Source organism: Lysinibacillus sp. FSL K6-4013, assembly GCF_038630435.1.
Taxonomy (GTDB): Bacteria; Bacillota; Bacilli; order Bacillales_A; family Planococcaceae; genus Lysinibacillus; species Lysinibacillus boronitolerans.
In genome coordinates this window covers 2,934,982-2,955,006 of sequence record NZ_CP152031.1, presented here as the reverse complement: position 1 = coordinate 2,955,006, position 20,025 = coordinate 2,934,982, and the positions used below count along the sequence as shown (strand labels likewise).

General features: G+C 36.8%; 15 protein-coding genes and 1 riboswitch. Of the genes, 13 read left to right on the top strand and 2 right to left on the bottom strand.

Annotated features, from left to right (window positions below):
• The first annotated feature begins 4 nt into the window (after positions 1–4).
• The 8 genes from MHB39_RS14640 to MHB39_RS14605 all read left to right on the top strand — a co-directional run bounded on the left by MHB39_RS14640 (position 5) and on the right by MHB39_RS14605 (position 11,722).
• Positions 5–391: an SMI1/KNR4 family protein gene (locus tag MHB39_RS14640; RefSeq protein ID WP_016993977.1), complete on the top strand. Its 387-nt coding sequence runs from the start codon at positions 5–7 to the stop codon at positions 389–391.
• Positions 392–664: 273 nt separating this feature from the next.
• On the top strand, positions 665–823 hold the full coding sequence (comX, locus tag MHB39_RS14635) for a competence pheromone ComX (protein ID WP_205444302.1): 159 nt from the start codon (positions 665–667) through the stop codon (positions 821–823).
• Positions 820–3,150, top strand: coding sequence for an ATP-binding protein (locus tag MHB39_RS14630; RefSeq protein WP_342544332.1), 2,331 nt, complete (start codon positions 820–822; stop codon positions 3,148–3,150). Before comX ends, MHB39_RS14630 begins: the two co-directional genes overlap by 4 nt.
• Before the next feature lie 276 nt (positions 3,151–3,426).
• A complete protein-coding gene (locus tag MHB39_RS14625) occupies positions 3,427–6,276 on the top strand; it encodes a hypothetical protein (protein ID WP_342544331.1) in 2,850 nt (949 codons plus the stop codon).
• 153 nt (positions 6,277–6,429) lie between these two features.
• Entirely contained in the window at positions 6,430–7,731 is a 1,302-nt protein-coding gene (locus MHB39_RS14620) for a hypothetical protein (protein WP_315061374.1), read from the top strand.
• A gap of 300 nt (positions 7,732–8,031) precedes the next feature.
• Positions 8,032–9,252 carry an MFS transporter gene (locus MHB39_RS14615; protein WP_115674076.1) on the top strand — a complete coding sequence of 407 codons (1,221 nt, stop codon included), beginning with the start codon at positions 8,032–8,034 and terminating at the stop codon, positions 9,250–9,252.
• Between the two features lie 19 nt (positions 9,253–9,271).
• Entirely contained in the window at positions 9,272–10,687 is a 1,416-nt protein-coding gene (locus MHB39_RS14610; RefSeq protein ID WP_342544324.1) for a M20 family metallopeptidase, read from the top strand.
• 69 nt (positions 10,688–10,756) lie between these two features.
• Entirely contained in the window at positions 10,757–11,722 is a 966-nt protein-coding gene (locus tag MHB39_RS14605; protein WP_048392274.1) for a glutaminase, read from the top strand.
• Between the two features lie 33 nt (positions 11,723–11,755).
• Here MHB39_RS14605 and MHB39_RS14600 read toward each other — a convergent pair whose 3' ends face one another.
• Both MHB39_RS14600 and MHB39_RS14595 read right to left on the bottom strand, forming a co-directional pair.
• Complete coding sequence (locus MHB39_RS14600; protein WP_342544322.1) at positions 11,756–13,093, bottom strand: amino acid permease; 1,338 nt, start codon at positions 13,091–13,093, stop codon at positions 11,756–11,758.
• A gap of 152 nt (positions 13,094–13,245) precedes the next feature.
• Positions 13,246–13,322, bottom strand: a riboswitch (glycine riboswitch).
• Positions 13,323–13,844: 522 nt separating this feature from the next.
• Positions 13,845–14,231 carry a rhodanese-like domain-containing protein gene (locus tag MHB39_RS14595; protein WP_004231073.1) on the bottom strand — a complete coding sequence of 129 codons (387 nt, stop codon included), beginning with the start codon at positions 14,229–14,231 and terminating at the stop codon, positions 13,845–13,847.
• Between the two features lie 263 nt (positions 14,232–14,494).
• Between MHB39_RS14595 and MHB39_RS14590 the strand changes: the two genes are divergently transcribed.
• From MHB39_RS14590 to MHB39_RS14570, 5 genes are all read left to right on the top strand, one after another.
• Positions 14,495–15,274 (top strand): biotin/lipoate A/B protein ligase family protein, encoded by a 780-nt coding sequence (locus MHB39_RS14590; protein WP_081010955.1) that lies wholly within the window; start codon positions 14,495–14,497, stop codon positions 15,272–15,274.
• A 200-nt stretch (positions 15,275–15,474) separates the two neighbouring features.
• A complete protein-coding gene (locus tag MHB39_RS14585) occupies positions 15,475–18,045 on the top strand; it encodes a vitamin B12-dependent ribonucleotide reductase (RefSeq protein WP_048392276.1) in 2,571 nt (856 codons plus the stop codon).
• Positions 18,046–18,187: 142 nt separating this feature from the next.
• Positions 18,188–18,973, top strand: coding sequence for a Nif3-like dinuclear metal center hexameric protein (locus MHB39_RS14580; RefSeq protein WP_342544319.1), 786 nt, complete (start codon positions 18,188–18,190; stop codon positions 18,971–18,973).
• Positions 18,970–19,446, top strand: a complete 477-nt coding sequence (locus MHB39_RS14575; protein WP_342544318.1) for a hypothetical protein — start codon at positions 18,970–18,972, stop codon at positions 19,444–19,446. The genes MHB39_RS14580 and MHB39_RS14575 overlap by 4 nt, the downstream gene beginning before the upstream one ends.
• Before the next feature lie 10 nt (positions 19,447–19,456).
• Complete coding sequence (locus tag MHB39_RS14570; protein WP_313870017.1) at positions 19,457–19,594, top strand: hypothetical protein; 138 nt, start codon at positions 19,457–19,459, stop codon at positions 19,592–19,594.
• Positions 19,595–20,025 lie beyond the last annotated feature (431 nt).

The window sequence follows — 20,025 nt, the reverse complement described above, 5'->3', positions numbered from 1 at the left end:
CGAAATGTTACCTATACATAATAGCTATACGGCATATCCTCCAGCAACAGATCGCCAAATTTTACACATAGAAAATAAGTTGAATTGCCAACTTCCGAGTGCGTATACACTTGTATTAAAGGAAAGTAACGGTTTATCGTTTACGAATGGTGTGTTCATTTATGGCACGGAGGAAATTGTAGAAAGAAACGAGACTTGGGAAGTGGCGGAATATGCAAAAGGCTATATTGCTATTGGGGATGATAGTGGAGGAATGATCTTTTTAATGGCGATAAAGGCAGAGGATTTTCGTGTTTTTGCAGTAGATAGTGGAGATATGACCCCGGAGCATGCAACATTGATTACTTCTGATTTAAGCAAGTGGCTACAAGAAGGATGCCAATATGAGTAAGAGATATAAATGAAAAGCTTCTTCCTACTATAAGGAAGAGGCTTTTCATTTGATTTTTATGTCTACTCTTGGAGAAAAATAATTGAAAATAAAGCAAAATTATTACGTATTCTATTATTTTTTGAATTTTTTAGAAAATAATGTTGAATTATTGGAGAGTGGTAGTATAATGAAAATATAGTTACATATATGGTTAATAATTCCTTTATAGAAGGATTTATTGGTAATTTATAGTGACTATAAAATTATAAAATGAAGAAATGAGGCGATTTAATGATTAACATGATTCAATATTTAGAGCAAAATCCGACGTTGGTGACATTGTTAAAAGAAAAAAAAGCTTCTCTCATTGGTGTAACAGCATTAGAGCAAAAGGCAATTTTGGATTCGTTTGATGAAGATGTATGTTTAGAAAATGGAATTTGGTATTGACATTAATTAAAGAGAAATGGTTTTGGCTTGCTGTAGGAATTTATTTAACTCTAGGCATTTATGTCCTTTATGTTACCTACAGCACGCCTTTTGTAAGTATAAAAATACAAGAAGAAAATGGACATTGGATTATTAAAGAGCCATATTATAAAGAATGGGCAACTGATCAAAAAATATCTGTTGGAGATATTGTTATAAATGTAGATGGAGTCAAAGTCGACGAAGTTTCAAATATTACATATGATTCCAAAATTCGAGCAGCTAATACATTGGAGATTTTAAAACAAAACGGTGATATTCTTTATGTTCAAATAAATCACTTAGATATTCCCCAACAATTTTATTATCTCTTTATTTTTCCTGCATGCTTTTTTTTTCTTACGTTATTGATTACTTTTTATTTAAAAATAACACAAAAAAAGACTACTCTATTAAATTTACTAATGTATTTTATGTTAGTTATTTCACTAGCTTATGTAAGTAGCGGGGCATCTGGACGATTAGATAATCTAAGTATGATTATAAATCGTGGGAGTATGTTACTTTGTTTAGTAATATTAATTCATTTTTTAAAAAAGTATTTTTCCTTTTTGAATTTAAAATGGGTTTTCATTGAAAATATTACTATTATTTATATTTTTCCTTTAATAGCAATCTTTTTAAGTGTTATTAGCATAATTTCTCCCAACATAAATCCATTACTTTCTACTGTTATATTATGGACGTTTTTTGTATTATTAATTTCCAATCTAAGTATTTTGATTGTAGGGTACTATAGATATAAATCCTCTCAATTGAAAATATTGTTAATAAGTGTTATAACACCTTTTTTACCATTTCTCTTTTTATATGCTATACCCGTAATTTTGTTGAATCAATATGTAATTTCTGCAGATATATGTTCTTTATTTTTAATGCTTATCCCATATAGCTTCATTTTCACTCAACTCACTGAACGTATTTTCGATATGGAATATTTCATTTCCCGATTACGTTATTATTTTAATTTCTCATTTGGCTTTACGATATGGCTGTTAATCGGTTTATATTTATTTGCAGATTTATCAGTTTCGCGCATGACGGAGATTTTCTTTTTTGCCTTTCTGTCGTTATTGGCGTTGTTCTACATTAAAGAGCGGATTGATTATCGTAAGCGGAAAATTTTATTTTCTACAAAAGGCGACTACATCCACCGCTTGTATACGACCGTTGAGAGTATTGGTAGAGTGGTGAAGATTGAGGATTTATTGGAGAAATTTGTACAGGAGGTTGTGGTTCAGCTTGAAATGGAAAGTGTGTATGTGCTCACTTACGATTTTCAAACACATCAAGTTACCTTAACAAATAAATCCAAAGAATATACACAGCATCAAATAGATGAGGTGCTAGTCGAACGATTAGGCTTAGGGGATATTAAAAAGACAGATCATTTCTATATCGCCTTTATTCATCAGGATGTGAACTATAAACGGATCCTTGTTGTGGACCATAATAAAACAATTTATCTCAAGGATGAGGAGCTGCTATGGCTAGAATTATTGCTGCTCTATTTAAATAATTTTATCGAAAACACAAAAATGGTTGAGGAGCTTTTAAATCAGTTAAAACATATGAAAGAGGCCGATAATCGACAGCTACCATGGCTCAATAAATTACTCTGGCTACGGTTCGAGGAAGAAAAATATCAGTTAGCACAGGAACTTCATGATACGATTTTGCAAGAACAACTGCACATTGCAAGGGAAATGGATGTCCTCATGCATACCAAAGAAAAAGAGGAGATCCCATCTAAACTTATAAAGCTTCATGAACATATGATTATCTCACTGAATGACTTGAGGGGCTACTGCGAAAACTTAAAGCCACCTCTATTAGATACATTGGGCTTAAATGCAGCCCTTGAAAAATTAATCCAAAAAATTCATAAACGAGCTAATTTTGTTTTGATATATACGATTGACCGCCTCTATTTAGAGGATGAGCGTTTAAATTTAATGATTTATCGACTGTTCCAAGAATTATTAAACAATGCGTTAAAACATTCCTATGCTAATACAGTTGAAATCCATTTACTGGGTACTGAAGAGGGGTTCCAAATTTTGTATAACGATGATGGTGTAGGCTGTAATATAGATGATATTCTACTTGCTGATTCGATGGGCATACAAGGAATGCAGGAACGAGTTCAAGCTTTTAATGGAAAATTCGCATTAGATAGCAAAGTAGGAGAAGGGATGACGATTCGTATCCAAGTAAGTGAAACCCAACATACGAATCCCTATACCTATAAGACCCTGACCCGACCAACTTATATGATACGAGGATAACCAGATGAAGCGGAAGCATAAGTGCATACATTTTTTTAACACCTTTTAATCTCTTCGTAGATGCTACGAATGTTGATTAGAAGGCTTTTGTTTGAAATTGAGTTTATTTATATATATGAATAAATCAAAAATAATAAAATATTATCAAAAGTATATTATTTGATAAATAGTAAATCAGGAAGAAATACACTTTTTGGAGTATTTATCTAATATTCAAGGAAATTATGGCCATATGACCGATATAATTCATGAGAAGGATTGAGGAGGTCAATAGATTTGAATAAAAAATTATTTTTAACAGCAGCAGCCATTCCTGTTACACTTATTGTTCCCACTGTAGCAAGTGCGGCTGAAACAGTTTCAGTCACGGGAGATAATATTGTTAACGCAACATTAAAAGTGGATAAATTACCGAATGATACAATTGTCAATGCCTATCAATGGTATTATCTAGAGGAAATTACTGGTGAAGAGGGTTCAACAAATAAGCCCATCTCTGGAGCAACATCTATTTCCTTAAAAGTGCCTGTTGAAGCAGCTGGAAAAAGCATTTTTGTGGAAGCAACGACGACAGATGGTAAAAAATTTAAAAGTGCACCGCGCACTATTCAGCCATTAGAGCTCGATATCACCATTCCAACGTTAGAAGGTCAATCCGCTGATTTTGTAGCACCTGGAGAAACAGTGAAAGTAGCTGGTATTACTGTAACTGATAAGAATGGTGCAAAATTGCAAAGTGATCAAATTACATATAGTTATCAATGGTTTTATAAATTAGGCGATAACTCCTTTACTATCATAGAGGGAGCTGCAGGTAGTACATATACGATTCCGAAGGATGCCATTGAAAAGGATATTAAAAATATTGCTGTTACTGTCAAAGCAAAAGTGGGTCTTTCTTTTGCGGAATCTAAACTATCTGATACCATCACAGTCTCTAAACAACCCACTGATACTTTAACGAAAGAGATTAAAGCTTTACTGGTCAATGATAATAAATACAATGTATCAAGCTTAGCAGAATTTAGTGCTAAAGTTGCGGAACTAGAAAAAAACTATCAATCCTTATCAGCGGCAGCTAAAGGTAATGTGTCTAATTATGATGTCTTAAAGCGAGCACTTGCTGATGTTGAATTAATAACTAAGTTAAATGAAAAATGGAGCAAAATAGAGACTAGTAATGAAAAAGAAATAAAGGAACTAGAAGAGGCTTATAATAAGCTAGATCTGTTACAGCGTAGCTTAGATGTAGATGAGACCCTATATACGAGCATTAAAAAACTATTAAACGAGCCAAATGATCTTGAAGAGATAAAAGAAGTCAGAAAACTCAATCAAGCTATTATTAATTTATTATCCTATGAGAATTCACTTGTGAAATATGTAGCTTCGGATGTTGATTCCTTACAAGCGAGCGTGAAGACAATCGAAGCGGATATTGAGAAATTATCACAAAGCTACCGAGCCGCTGTTCAAAACCAAGCAATTTTGTCTGAGGCTAAATCGGATATTAAAAAGGTCGAGCAATTCATTAAATCATTTGATAAATTAGCTACAAATAGTACGCCTAATAAACAAGTGACGACTGCTAAATCAATCCGTACAGCCTATGAAAAATTAACGTATAAACAATTAAAATTAGTGCCAGATGTGTATGTGCAGCGTTTGACTACAGCAGAACGTGCAGAAGAAAGTCAAATTATAAATTTAAATAATGTTATAGATAGCTATATTAGCGATGATGTTTATCCGTTCAATCCGTCTGCTGGTTCATGGCAAAGTCATGTCAATAATGTTAATCAAATGATCAAGGAATATAAGAGCTTAACAAAAGCCTCCGCAGCACAAATTAATGGCTACGATAGTCTTGTTACCTTACAGAAAGATTTAAAAGCAGCTGAGAAAGTAATTAAAGATATGGATGCCTATCAAAAATTATCTGCAACAACTGGTGTAACGGAAAGTAAACTAAATTCAAGCTATACAAGTACTTTAAAAGCTTATAATAATCTTACAAATTTACAGCAATCACTTGTATATAATGCTGAAGAATTTTTACTAAACACGCCAAAGATTTCAGTTGATGGCAATGGTAAAGTGCCTACTGATAAAGCAGCAGCAGAGACGTTAAAGGCGGATATAGCCAAATTTGCGGATGTTACGAAATATTCATTCAATCAATTAGAAACCGCTGTTAATACAGCTTCTGAATCCTATAAAAAATTGTCTTCAGCTGCAAGAAAATACGTGACAAATTATTATTTATTAACAGCAGCAAATAAGGATATTACAGGAGTAAAATCATTCTATAAAAAAATACAGACTGCTAGAGAAGAAACAGATGCTGCGAAAAAGGCTAAAAAAATTGAAACAGTGCAAAAAGCTTATGCGAAATTACCTGCGAATCAGCAGCATTTAGCAAAAGAACAATATGAAGCTTTATTAAAAAATCAAAATATAGATGAAAATGCATCGAAAATTACACAGCTAAATAATGATATTGCCACAATTGTTTCCAATAATCTCTATGTCGTAACGATTGAACGTATTAAAAATCTTTCTACACAATATAGTAGCCTTAGTTCAAGTGAGAAAAAACTGATTACGAACTATGATATTTTAAAAACTGCGCTTGCAGACGTGAAAAAAGTGGAAAGCTTTATGAAGACCTATGAGAAATCCTTTGCTTCAAATCCAAGCACTGTGATCAAGGCATATGAAAAGCTTACATCTAAACAAGTGAGCCTGATTGATGCAGGAACTAGACAATTGATCATTGATAAGCAAAAAGGACAACAGCAAACGAATGAAAATGCATTGTCATTAATTGAATCCATCAATTCACTTCTTGTAAAAGGTGAGTATATCGATGGTTTACAGGAGAAAGTAAGTGAAATCCGTAAAGCCTATGATGCTCTGAGTGATGCTGATAAGAAGGTTGTTAAAAATTATTCGAAGCTCACGCAAGCAGAGGGTGATTTGAAGAAGGTTGAAGAGGTGCATGCTATATACGAACCAGCAGGGAGCAGTAATAATGCTGCACGTAAAGCATGGCAAACAGCCTATGGAAAGCTCTCTAAAAGATTAGAGTTACTCTATACAAACATGTATCCAACCGAGCAATAATTATTACTTCCAGATGGCCTCGAACATTTTTCGAGGCTTTTCTTTATACATAAGATTTGTCTAGTAATTTGATTGTCCGCTATACTATGTACAACAAAGGAAGAAATTTTTTACATAAAGATTGTAGTTTCACAAAGAAGGTAGGAACAAAAGATGTATAAAATAGGTGTTGTTGGTCCCATTCAATCCGTTGAAAGAATTATTGCCTTAGCACGAGAAATCGAACAGGATATGGAATTTATTCCGTATATATATGAAGTGGCGACAGAAACAAAGCATCTTGTGGAGACACATAATCAGGCTGTCGATTTCTGGTTGTTTTCTGGTTACATCCCTTATAAGCTTGCCAGTCAAACGAATGTATCCAAAGATAAATTGACCCATATTATTTTTTCCGAAGCGGCTATTTATCGGGGTTTTTTAGAGCAATCCTATCAGCAAAAAAAGTTTATAGAAAATGTTAGTATCGATATTATTCCTTCGCCTTCTCAAATGGCTTCAGAAAGTCTTGCAGAGATTCAGCATAATGTCCATCATATGTATTTAAAGGAATTTGATGTCGCTATTGATCCACAAGAGCTATTTGATTTCCACTATAGTCTTTGGCAGGCGGGCAAAATTGATTTTGCGATTACTTGTTATCCCTCTGTTGATGAAGAACTGAAGAAACGAGGCGTTGCATCTTATTGGGTTTCCCCGACAAAAACAGAAATTTATCATACAGTTCAGCTTTTTACAGAGAAGATCAAAACGTCCTACTATAAAGAGACACAAATTGGTGCAGTCATGCTTGAAATTAAGGACTTTGATTCATTAAAAGAGCGCATGAAGCAAGGCTATCGTATTCAATATTTAGAATTGCGTACGAAGGAAAATCTACTACAGCTCTGTGAACAGATTGATGGCTCTCTTATTGAAGAGGGGAATGGTAAATATACGATCTTTAGTACAAGAGGTGCGATTGAAGGGCAAATACGATTTTTACAGGAAAAAATGTATCAGTTGTCGATTGAAATGGAGACGAAGGTGACAGCAGGCATTGGCTTTGCTCAAACAGTGTTCAATGCTGAGTTACATGCTCACCGAGGACTAAGACAGACGAAGGAAAACGAGGCTATTGACATCGTGATGATACAGGATGATGGCACCATTATTGAATCGGTAGGGAATGTAGAAGAGCTATCCTATTCCTACCGAGCAGAAGACCCTTATATTTTAGAAAAACTAAAAAAAGGGAATATTAGTATTAAAACCTATATGAAAATCCATGCACTTGTACAAAAAATGCATTGGAAGCATTTTACGACAAAGGATTTGGCGTCACAACTGCAAATGAGCGAGAGAAATGCCCAACGAATCGTAGCTGATTTATGTAATGTAGATTTAGCGAGAATTTGTGGGGAAGAATTACAGCATACTCGAGGCAGACCTATTAAAATGTATCAACTTGTCTAAAAACAAAAATGTCCCAAACCAATAAATGGTGTGGGACATTTTTTTATGCTTTTTGAAGCCTTAAATACTGATAAATTAATGAATTTAGCGGTTATTTAGGTAAATAATATGGATTTACGAAGACGATTATCTATTAAAAATTTTCAAAAAAATATTGTCTTTTTATTGAACTTTGATTATTATACGAATATATAACGAAAATGTCGGTATATAAAAGGGGATTTACGGACAAGGGGGCAAGCATATTCAAGAATAGTCGTGGCAATAAAGAGAGGATTTCTATATATGGGAGGGATATGAATGACAACAAATGAAATAACGAAGAAATCTAGAAATGTCATCCTTGCACTTTTATTTTTAGGCTGGTCTTTAGGGAATTTAGATCGCTATATTATGAACTACGCAGTAGTTTCGATTACAGGGGATTTGCAACTGGATGCATCTTCAACGGGTATTATTTTAAGCGCTTTCTTTTTAGGCTATGCCATTATGCAAATACCGGGTGGCTGGCTTGCCGATAAGTTTGGCGCAAAACGAGTTTTATTGATGGCTGTTATCACGTGGTCTATTTTTACTGGTCTAACAGCCATTGCTTGGTCTTTAACAGCGATGATTGTGATTCGTTTTTTATTTGGCATTGGTGAGGGTGGTTTTCAGCCATCAAGCTCTAAAATTATTGCTACGATTTTCCCAAAAGAGGAAAGAGGTAGAGCGATGTCCATCATGCTTACTTCTGGTGGCATTGTTTCACTCATCGTCCCTTTGCTAGCTGCTTATTTATTAGGAACGATTGGCTGGCGCATGATGTTTATCATCATTGGGGCAATAGGGGCAATAATTGCCTTTATATATTGGAAATACATTCAACTCCCGCAAGATGAGGCAGCTACAGCTGGAACAGAAAATACTACGAACAAAGTGAATTTTAAAGAGTTACTGAAAACACCCCTAATGTGGAATTTAATCATTGCTTATTTTTGTATTTATGCAGTGAACTGGGGATTAGTTTCTTGGATTCCAACATATCTTCAAAAAAATCGAGGCTTGGATTTAATGTCCATTGGTTGGGCGCAAACAATACCTGCCATTACAACGATAATTGGTGTATATGGTAGTGGCTATATCATTGATAAGCTACCAAAAGGTATGGAGAAAGTGTTAGGCTCCATCTCCTGCGCAGTCATTGGTCTTTTATTGTATTTAATGTTTACTGCCAAAACAGTGACGTTATTTATTGGTTACCAAACAGTCGTTTCGATATTTATTGCGTTTGTCATTACATTACTACCTGTTATTGTACTCAAGAAATTACCTTCTTCTATTACAGGTTCTGCAATGGGAATTGCCAATACAGGGGGACAATTAGCAGGGTTTGTTACACCGATGGCAATTGGATTTATGGTGGATGCCTTTAATGGCTCCTTTGATGCAGCCTTTTGGATGTTAATTGGCTTTGCGCTTATCTGTATTGTGTCGCTTGTCACACTAAACGACCAAAAAGGAACATTGTTAAAAGCATAATGAATTTGGAGGGACAAATATGAGTTATCATGAGAAAATTTCAACGTTAATTGAAGCAAAACAGCAAGCTACAGTAGCATTAAGCGATGCGATTTGGGCTGTGCCTGAGCTTCATTTTCAAGAAAAGAAATCGATGGAATATATGAAACAGGCACTAGAAAAAGAGGGTTTTCAAACAGAAGTCGGTGTTGCGGGTCTTGACACAGCGCTTGTTGGAACTTATGGTTCTGGCAAGCCTGTAATTGCCTTTTTAGGTGAATATGATGCGCTTCCAGGCTTGAGTCAAAAAGGTGGGGCGACACAACATGAGCCTGTTGTGGATGGTGGAAGTGGACATGGCTGTGGTCATAACTTATTAGGTACTGGCGCATTCGCAGCTGCTGTTGCTGTAAAGGATTATTTAGAGCAAAATCATCGGTCAGCAACAATCCGTTTTTACGGTTGCCCTGCAGAGGAGAATGGATCTGGTAAAGCTTATATGGCAAAGGCTGGCCTTTTTGATGATGTTGATATCGCGATCTCTTGGCATCCAGGTACGTTTTCGACTGTGATGACGTGTAGTTCTCTAGCAAACTATGCCGCAACGTTTAAGTTTACGGGCAAAAGTGCTCATGCCGCAGCTGCACCACATCTTGGACGAAGTGCTTTAGATGCTGTTGAGCTTATGAATGTTGGGGTAAACTACTTACGAGAACACATCATTCCAGAAGCGCGTGTGCATTATGCCATTACTAATTCTGGTGGAACTTCGCCAAATGTAGTTCAACCATATGCAGAGGTAACGTATCTAGTTAGGGCACCTAAAAAGCAGCAAGTACAGGAAATTTATCAACGCGTTGAGAACATTGCAAAGGGTGCCACAATGATGACAGGGACGTCAGTGGACATCGAGTTTGAAGGTGCTGCTTCGAATCTTATTACAAATAAAACACTTTATGATGTGATGTATCAACAAATACTTGAAATTGGTATGCCAGACTATACAATAGAGGATGAACAGTATGCGCAGGCTATTTTCAATACGTTTACACCAGAAGTACAAGCAGCTTCATTAGTGGGCTTGCGTAAAGAAGATGCCAAGCTATTACAAGGAAAAGTGATTGCTGATCATGTTCCAGGCATGCTACCTGAATTTATTATGGGTGGCTCTACAGATGTTGGAGATGTTAGCTGGAACGTACCAACCGTACAGTGTACAACTGTATGCATGGCATTAGGGACACCATTACATACATGGCAGGTAGTGTCTCAGGGAGTGACCCCAATAGCGCATAAAGGAATGCTACAGGCTGCTAAAATTATGGCTTGTACAGCCTTAGCGTTGCTGGATAATCCTCTATACATTGAAAAAGCGAAAAAGGAATGGCAAGAACGTCTAGATGGTGAAACATATCAATCTTTAATTCCAGAGGGAACACAGCCACCTAAGCGCTAACAGGATAGAGTCTTCATAGGAGAACTATGAAGGCTCTGTTTTTGCCTCATTTTGAAAGGAGAACGCGACATGTCAACACAACCCAATCATCAGCATCATCTTCTAGCACAGTGGGTATCACAGTATCGTGCAGCTACCAAAGAAGGGCAATGTGCTAATTATATCCCTGCTTTAGCCAAAAAAGATCCTAATCAATTAGCTGTGGCGATTGTTGGGACTGAAGGCCACGAAATCAAAGCGGGAGATACCGAAGAACTATTTACCCTGCAAAGCGTTTCCAAGGTTATTACCTTTATTTTAGCCTGTATGGATCGAGGCTTACCATATGTTTTAGAAAGAGTAGATGTTGAACCAACAGGAGATACCTTTAACTCAATTATTCGCTTAGAAAGTCATCAGCCAGGTAAACCCTTTAACCCGATGATTAATGCTGGGGCTATTACGGTATCCTCCATGTTGGCTGGTCATTCTCCACAAGAGAAGGTCACAAAGATTCTACAATTTTTAGAGCAAATCATAGGCAAGCAATTGAGTATCAATGAAGAAGTATTCCAGTCAGAGTGGCAAACGGCTAATCGTAATCGAGCATTGGCCTATTACTTAATGGATTCAGGGTTTTTAGATTGTCCAGTAGAGGCGGCGCTTGAGGTTTATTTGAAGCAATGTGCAATTGAAGTCAATGTATCAGATTTAGCCATGATTGGCCTAGTTATTGCGAATGATGGCTATCACCCACTGTTAAAGAAACAGCTATTCCCAAAACAAGTGGCAAAATTAGCGAAGGCTTTGATGGTAACGTGTGGTATGTACAATGCCTCAGGGAAGTTTGCAGCATTTATTGGTCTCCCTGCCAAAAGTGGTGTATCAGGTGCGATTCTTGCGGCTGTTCCAGGACATGCAGGCCTACACTCGCCGTTTCCTACTGGCTGTGGTATCGGAATTTACGGCCCAGCGATTGATCCAATAGGAAACAGTGTTGCAGGTGTACAGTTGCTGAAACAGCTAGCAACAGAATGGGATATGACTATTTTTTAATAAGTGAAGATGATTTCAGCGCTTAGTCTGAAGTCATCTTTTTTTCATTTTATAAATAATAAATAAAACGATAAACCAAATTGGTGTTAACAGCAGTGCTGTACGCGTAGCCTCAGAAATAAACATCACTATTAATAAAAAGGCGAAAAACGCAAGCACAACGTAGTTGATAAAAGGTGTCAGTGGTGCTTTGAAGATTGAAGCTTCATGTAAAGCACGTTTTTTTCGTTTGTAGATAATGTGCGAAATGATGATAATGCTCCACACCCATATAAAACAAATTGCACTAATCGTCGTCACAACACTAAAGGCGTTCTCTGGCATCAACTTACTTAACAGAGCACCAGCTGATACAACAATAGTAGAAATAACGAGTGCATTACTTGGTACACTGTTTTTGTTGAGTTTGGAGAATGCTGGAGATGCCTGTTTATTGTTACCAAGATTATAGAGCATCCGACTTGTGGAGAATAACCCACTGTTACCTGCTGAAGCCGCTGAAGTAAGCACAACAAAATTTATAATACCAGCAGCAATCGGTATACCTGCTAATGTAAACACTTGGACAAAGGGGCTGCTTGAAGCAGACATCTCATACCATGGGTTAATACATAAAATGACAAATAATGCCCCTACATAGAAAAGTAAAATGCGAAATGGAATTTTATTAATGGCAGAAGGAATATTTTTTTGAGGATCTGCTGTTTCAGCTGCTGAAACCCCCACTAATTCCACACCAACAAATGCAAAGACAACCATTTGGAAGGCCATCAAAAAGCCGTATATTCCATTTGGGAACATGCCTCCATGTGCCCACAGGTTTTCAACTGATACTGTTCCTGAGCTAGTTTGAAAGCCAGTTACTAGCATAATAAGACCAATAATAATAAGTGCTACAATTGTAATAACTTTAATAATAGCGAACCAAAATTCTAGCTCACCAAAAAGCTTAACAGTTAATAGATTTAGTAGTAATAACAATACGAGGCAACCAATGGCTGGCACCCATTGTGGGATATCAAACCAATATTGTGTATAAACCCCCACCGCAATAATGTCTGCCATCGCCGTCATAATCCAACAGAACCAGTATGTCCAACCTGTGATATAACCTGCCCAAGGCCCTATGTATTCGGATGCAAAATCCGTAAATGAAGTGTAGCCTGCATTGGATAGTAACAATTCACCTAAGGCACGCATCACAAAAAATAGCGCTGTCCCTACAATTAAGTAGGCTAGGATGATCGAAGGCCCTGCTAAGGCAATAGCTTTTCCAGAGCCTAAAAATAAACCAGTCCCAATTGTTCCACCAATGGCAATAAGCTGTACATGGCGATTTTTTAAATCTCGTTTTAATTGTTGCTGTTCCACGTTAATCCCCCTCAAAGATGCATAAAAAACTATGACTGGAAAAATAAAAAGAGACTAGTTGTGACACTAGTCTCGGAAAAACGTCAGAATAACAAATACCATTTATTCGCAGATGTCTACATGAAATGGTGTAGCATCGCTTATAAAAGCTGTATTACTCCTCTGTCCTTTTGCCTGAGATAGTGAACCCTTCGGCGACGCAATGTGCGCTCTCTCCAGAACTGCTCCTGCTATAGTTTGATCCATAGCATTCATAGCTTATTAACTTGATAATCAATTATTATTGTAAGATATTATACATCCTAACAGTGCTTCTAAAATTATTCAACAATAAATTTTAACTATTTTCAGAAAAATAGAAGAATAGGGTTCGTAACTGGCATATCTCTAACGAAAAATAGTATTTTTGGTCATACAAAGTGTTTCGTGAAGGAGTTTTTAAATATGAGGTGGTTTATTGGAAGATTGTTCAACGTAGCTTTCGAAGTGCTCAAACATAAGTGAAAACCGCTCCAAAAAGACATCAAAGCGCTCATTTTTATGGGACCCGACTCAAGTAGCGAACTCGTTCAAAGTAGATTTTGTATCAAATAGGGGACTATAATGCGTTTTGTTGCTTTACTTTTTTATTTTAATGACATGAAGCTCGAACAGCATCATTTGAAATAGATATAATATAGTAGAAACTCTGAATTTTTTAAAAAAGAAGCCGTCTCATAGTACTTTGAGACGACTTTTTTTGATGAGAGCATTAATATTTTTTTGCTTTTATTTTACCTGTCCAAGTTTTGAAACCACCTTGAAGTTGGTAAATTTGGTTGTACCCACGTTTTTTAAGAAATAGTGCAGCACGTGAGCTACGGCCTGTATTTTGACAGTATAGATATACTGGTAAATCTGGGCGGATTTCTTTATAACGTTGACGTAGTGTTGTCGAAGGCACATTTCGTGCACCAAGAATGTGACCAGCATCAAATTCTTTTTGCTCACGAACATCGATCAGCTGGGCTTTACGATAGCCTTCTATGAATTGCTCTTGTGTTAGGTTGGTTACGGCTTTTTTGAGTCGTAGTGCATTAATTCCGATATATGCAATTGTGACTACTAAAACGACACCGATTGTGATAAGTATGTCCAAGATTTTCTTACCCCTTTCTATCTTCTCTATTATTATAAAAGATGCGCTAGCGATAGTCCAATGAGTTTGATAAAATTAACTAGGTTGTAGCGAAATCGCTTTTTTCGTTACACAAGCAATCGTTCGCAATTTGAACTGTAGTATAATATTCGTTAAAGTTGACCCACAGGTGGGGCCTGATGGATCATTTTATATTTGTAGGAGATGAGCATATGACAACTTGGTATTTTTTAAATTCAGGGAAATGTAGTCCTTCTTTTAATATGGCACTAGATGAAGCCTTACTTGATTGGCATAGTGAGGGGTTAATTCCACCAGTAATTCGTTTCTACGAGTGGGAGCCTGCGACATTATCCATTGGTTATTTTCAACAAGCTAAAAGAGATATTAATTTAGATGCTGTGCGTGAACAAGGCTTAGGTTTTGTACGTCGACCAACTGGTGGACGAGCTGTCCTACATGAACATGAGCTAACTTATAGTGTCATTGTGACGGAAAGCTATCCGAATATGCCAGAATCTGTGACAGAGGCATATCGTGTGTTAAGTGAGGGAATTTTGCAAGGTTTCCATAACCTAGGTATGGATGCCTATTTTAGTGTACCTGATACAGAGGAGAAAAGAGCGGACCTGAAGAGTCCAAAAAGTGCTGTTTGCTTTGATGCACCAAGTTGGTATGAACTTGTCGTAGAGGGGAAAAAAATAGCTGGAAGTGCTCAAACACGTCAAAAGGGTGTCATTTTACAGCATGGCGCCATTTTATTAGATCTGGATCAAGAGAAATTATTATCCGTATTTAATTTCTCCAGTGAAGAAGCGAAGAATCGTATGCGTAGAAAGCTACCAGAAAAGGCTGTTGCCATCAACAGTCTTGTAAAAGAGCCAGTGACAGTTGAACAATGTGTGACAGCTTTTAGAGATGGCTTTGCAAAATCGTTGCAAATTGAATTAAAACCATTTACACTTTCTGAGGAGCAATTAGAATATGTCCAAGCTTTAGAAGAAAAAAAATATGCTTCAGATGAGTGGAACTTTAAAAAGTAAAAAATGGTATGAAAAAAATATTTTTTAACGTTCAATCCTAGTCATAACAAGTAGTTCTGAATCTATTAAAAAAAGCAAGAGTTGAATTAAAAAACTATATATAGTATCTTTTTTAAAGACATATACACAATATGTAGTGTTTAACGACACAAGATATTGTGTATTTATTTTGTAATGAAGAAAACAAGGGAGGCTAAACGATGGTACTCACAAATCATCAACCCGAAGTAAACAATCAATTTGAACAGTTAAACAAAGATATTGAACAATTCCCGCAGGTACACCCCGTAACATCTGATATGCATATTACACACAAAGGTGTATCAAGACTTGTCATGATCGATCGCTATTCGTTTAAAGACACAGAAAAGAAAACATTGAAAGCCGGCGACTTTGTTGTATTAACGGTAAAAGCTGATCCGAAATTTCCTGCACGTGGTTTAGGGACAATTCAAAAATTGGACATGTCTACAAAAACAGCAGAGATTTTGATTGAAGAGGATTATCGTAGCGCATTAGACGATCCGCAAGAGCAAGAAACGGGTGTGATTACGCGTTCAATTGACGTGTTAGAAAAGCCTCTTGAGATATTTTATGAACAAATTGCAAAACGAAATGCAACGGGCCTTGCCGCTGTTGAAAAAACACCAGAAAAACGTCAAGAATGGTTTGAAAAATTTTATGAGCAATTAGTATCCTTGAAATTCATTCCAGCTGGACGAGTGATTTATGGAGCTGGTTCTGAAACAGATGTAACTTTCTTTAACTGTTACGTGATGCCATTTGTCGCTGACTCTCGTGAAGGTATCAGTGATCACCGTAAGCAAGTAATGGAGATTATGAGCCGTGGTGGCGGTGTAGGAACAAATGGTTCAACATTACGTCCACGCAACACATTAGCTCGTGGTGTAAATGGTAAATCATCTGGTTCTGTTTCCTGGTTAGATGACATTGCTAAATTGACACATCTAGTGGAGCAAGGTGGATCACGTCGTGGCGCACAAATGATTATGCTAGCAGATTGGCATCCAGATATTGTGGAGTTTATTATTTCCAAAATGCAAAATCCACGTATTCTGCGTTACCTGATCGAAAATACAACGGATGAAACAATCATCCGTCTAGCCAAAGAAAAATTAAACTTCAAGCCACTTTCTATGCAAGAAGAAGCGATGTATCAAGGCATCGTGAATTATAAAAACATTGAAGGCTTAGGTGGATTTGATACAGCGATCATTCGTGAGGCTGAAAATAAATTACGTGATGGTGGCACGTACACTGTTCATAACCCAGAGTTTTTAACAGGTGCCAACATTTCTGTGACATTAACAAAAGAATTTATGGAAGCAGTTGAAAAAGATGCTGACTTCGAGCTTCGTTTCCCAGCTGTTGAAGAATATACAAAGGAAGAAATGAGCGTTTACAACACGAAATGGCATGAAGTTGGTGATGTTCGTGAATGGGAGAAAATGGGCTATAAAGTCCGCACATACCGTACAATTAAAGCAAAAGAGTTATGGAATTTAATTAATGTATGTGCAACATACTCAGCAGAGCCAGGTATTTTCTTCATTGACAACGCCAATGACATGACAAATGCAAAGGCATACGGTCAAAGTGTTGTAGCGACGAACCCATGTGGCGAGCAACCACTTGCACCATATTCTGTGTGTAACTTAGCTGCTGTGAATTTAGCACAGTTTGCGAATAAAGAAAATCAATCAGTTGATTACGAAGCACTACGTGAAACAGTTCGTGTTGGTGTTCGTATGCAGGATAATGTGATTGATGCGACACCTTACTTCTTAGAAGAAAACCGTGTACAAGCTCTTGGTGAACGTCGTGTCGGATTAGGTGTTATGGGCTTAGCCGATTTGCTGATTTACTGTGAAAAAGAATACGGTTCAGAAGCAGGTAATGCGTTAGTCGATGAAATCTTTAAAACAATCGCTGAAACTGCGTATGAGGCGTCTACAGAGCTTGCGAAAGAGCGTGGTAGCTTCCCATTCTTAGTAGGTGCTACAGACGAAGAAACAGCTCGTTTACGTAAAGCCTTTACAGAGACAGGCTTTATGCAAAAAATGCCTGCTCATATCAAAGAGCAAATTTTAGCGACTGGTATCCGAAACTCACATTTATTAACGGTTGCACCAACAGGGTCAACAGGTACAATGGTAGGGGTAGCAACAGGTCTTGAGCCATACTTCTCCTTCACGTACTATCGTTCTGGTCGTCTAGGTAAATTCATTGAAGTAAAAGCCGAAATTGTCCAAGAATATTTGAACCGTCATCCAGAGGTAAATGAGCAAGAGCTTCCAGAATGGTTCGTTACAGCAATGGAGCTAAAACCAGAAGCGCATGCTGATGTGCAATGTATTATTCAAAAATGGATCGATTCATCTATTTCTAAAACTGTAAACGCACCAAAAGGCTATACAGTACAGCAAGTTGAAAAAGTGTACGAGCGATTATACAAAGGTGGCGCTAAAGGTGGTACGGTCTATGTTGACGGTAGCCGTGATTCACAAGTACTTACACTAAAAGCAGAAGAAAATGATATGGATCAACTTTCATTTGAAGAGGAATTAGTTGAAGAACATACAAAACGTCCTGTCGTATTAGTAGATACGATTCAAGCGTTAGAGTCAACAACTGTTATTGGCTCAGACGTTGGGAATACATGCCCAGTATGCCGTAAAGGCACAGTCGAAGAAATGGGCGGCTGTAATACATGTACAAACTGTGGCGCACAGTTGAAATGCGGTCTATAAATTAAATTTAATAACAGTTGTAACATTTTACCCCTTTAGATAAGATAACCTAAAGGGGTATTTTTGTATAAATGTAAATATTTACCTAGTAATTTGGATGCGAAGTGTTGAATTGAGAATAGATGTTGAGGGGGATGTAAGTATGGATGTTTCACAAATAGTTGAAAGAATTAATGAGCTTTTTAATGTAACAAATAAGGAAATCTATGCTAGTGAATCCGGGGTTACATACCATGCAGATAAAGAAGTGAAGAAAATAGGATACTGTGTTAACCTAACGCTTGAAACGATAGAGGAAGCAAGAATTCATGGAGTGGACATGATGATAACACACCATGATGCATGGGATGAAATATACGGATTAAAAGAGGCATGCATTGAAAAACTAGCAGCGTATGGTATAAGCCATTACTATAATCACTTACCACTTGATGACTGTAACTTTGGCACAAATGATAGTTTATTAAAAAAATTGAATTTAGAGATTATTAAAAGAACCCATGAATGGGAAGGGCTGTTTTTCGGTAGAATCGCTCAATATGAGGAAGAAATTGAATTTAAAGATTTCGTAACAAAACTTGAATATTTACTTGAAGAACCCGTTAGATTTTGGCAGTTCAATGACAAAATGGTGAATCGAGTAGGCTTAGTCTGTGGAAATGGAGGCACAACAGTTTGCCTGAAGGAAGCAGTTGAAAATAAATGTGATGTATACATTACAGGAGAATGTAATTTATATACAATTCAATATGCTCAATTTAAAGGAATAAATCTTATCATTGGAAGCCATACCTTCACAGAATTCTTTGGCATTCAAAGTTTAGCATTAAAATTGAATGACAATAAAAAAGAACTTGAAGTAGTCAGACTAAATGAAGAACATTATGAAGCGAATATTAGAATAAAGCTTAAGGAGACAAGCATATGACGTTATATTCTGTCCTAGTGGCGAACAGTGCTTTACAAACAGTTGATTGTACAGGAATTGCTGAAATAACAGTAAGAGAATTAAAAAAATTATATCCAATTACAGAGAGTACACCAACACAGCCGTGGCATTTGATGGATGATGATGCACGAGTTTTACATGCAGCAGATGAATCGGCTTTTGGAAATTTGAATATATTCGAATGGAATAATCCACCTTACGACTTAGAGTTTTATAATGAAAAATCCTTTGTATACGGCATCGAGGGAAATTGGGGTCCTCAATTTTTAGAAGATTTTTTAAGTTATTTGAAGGAGCATATACAACCAGAGCAAGGTGCTGAATTAATTAGGTTCTGGGCAGGGGATTATGATAAAAAACTAAAAAGCCGTCGTATCACGATGGAAGACCTTGAATTGCATCACCTTGAAAGCTTAAAGAACGAGGAATACATACGTGTCGCTTTTGTATAGCTACCTCTGAATGATGGAACTCCACATAATAGACAAGCAAAAACATAAAGCAATAGATGATGAGGCAAATCAAGCGCTATTTCCAAATTTAGAAGATGAGGTAGAAATTTTATCAGAAGAAGTAGATGAATTATTTCAGGATGATTAATCTTCACTATCTACATGTTAGCAAGACAAAATTGATTAGCCCCATTCACAGAGTGGAAGAGGTTAGAAAATGGGATAGGTATAGTTACTCGCCATTATCAAATCCACCTCCAATAATATAGCGGTAGGTTGGAGGGAACAGATACCTAATCGAAAGCTGTCATTTTGTTTCAAAATGGCAGCTTTCTTAGTGTTGAAAAATAAAACAGTCAATTGAAAGGTAGAAATGGATTTCCGTTGCAAGCTACTTGCTTTCCTGTGGGCGACCGCCAAGCCGCTTCCTCCGCTACCGCTCCGTTTAGTGGCTCGCCTGTCTCTCTATCCCACGGGAGTCAAGTAGCCTTCCACTCCAACCACCAAAGTGTTACCTTTTTAGCGAAAGTTTTTTAGTAAATTGAAGGTGTTCACTACTCTTTATGAAGTGGTGTTGTC

Excerpts from the sequence above, each read along its gene's own strand:
- MHB39_RS14640 (WP_016993977.1), top strand. The coding sequence starts at position 5 with ATGTTACCTATACATAATAGCTATACGGCATATCCTCCAGCAACAGAT.
- comX (WP_205444302.1), top strand. The coding sequence starts at position 665 with ATGATTAACATGATTCAATATTTAGAGCAAAATCCGACGTTGGTGACA.
- MHB39_RS14620 (WP_315061374.1), top strand. The coding sequence starts at position 6,430 with ATGTATAAAATAGGTGTTGTTGGTCCCATTCAATCCGTTGAAAGAATT.
- MHB39_RS14615 (WP_115674076.1), top strand. The coding sequence starts at position 8,032 with ATGACAACAAATGAAATAACGAAGAAATCTAGAAATGTCATCCTTGCA.
- MHB39_RS14610 (WP_342544324.1), top strand. The coding sequence starts at position 9,272 with ATGAGTTATCATGAGAAAATTTCAACGTTAATTGAAGCAAAACAGCAA.
- MHB39_RS14605 (WP_048392274.1), top strand. The coding sequence starts at position 10,757 with ATGTCAACACAACCCAATCATCAGCATCATCTTCTAGCACAGTGGGTA.
- MHB39_RS14590 (WP_081010955.1), top strand. The coding sequence starts at position 14,495 with ATGGCACTAGATGAAGCCTTACTTGATTGGCATAGTGAGGGGTTAATT.
- MHB39_RS14585 (WP_048392276.1), top strand. The coding sequence starts at position 15,475 with ATGGTACTCACAAATCATCAACCCGAAGTAAACAATCAATTTGAACAG.
- MHB39_RS14580 (WP_342544319.1), top strand. The coding sequence starts at position 18,188 with ATGGATGTTTCACAAATAGTTGAAAGAATTAATGAGCTTTTTAATGTA.
- MHB39_RS14575 (WP_342544318.1), top strand. The coding sequence starts at position 18,970 with ATGACGTTATATTCTGTCCTAGTGGCGAACAGTGCTTTACAAACAGTT.
- MHB39_RS14570 (WP_313870017.1), top strand. The coding sequence starts at position 19,457 with ATGATGGAACTCCACATAATAGACAAGCAAAAACATAAAGCAATAGAT.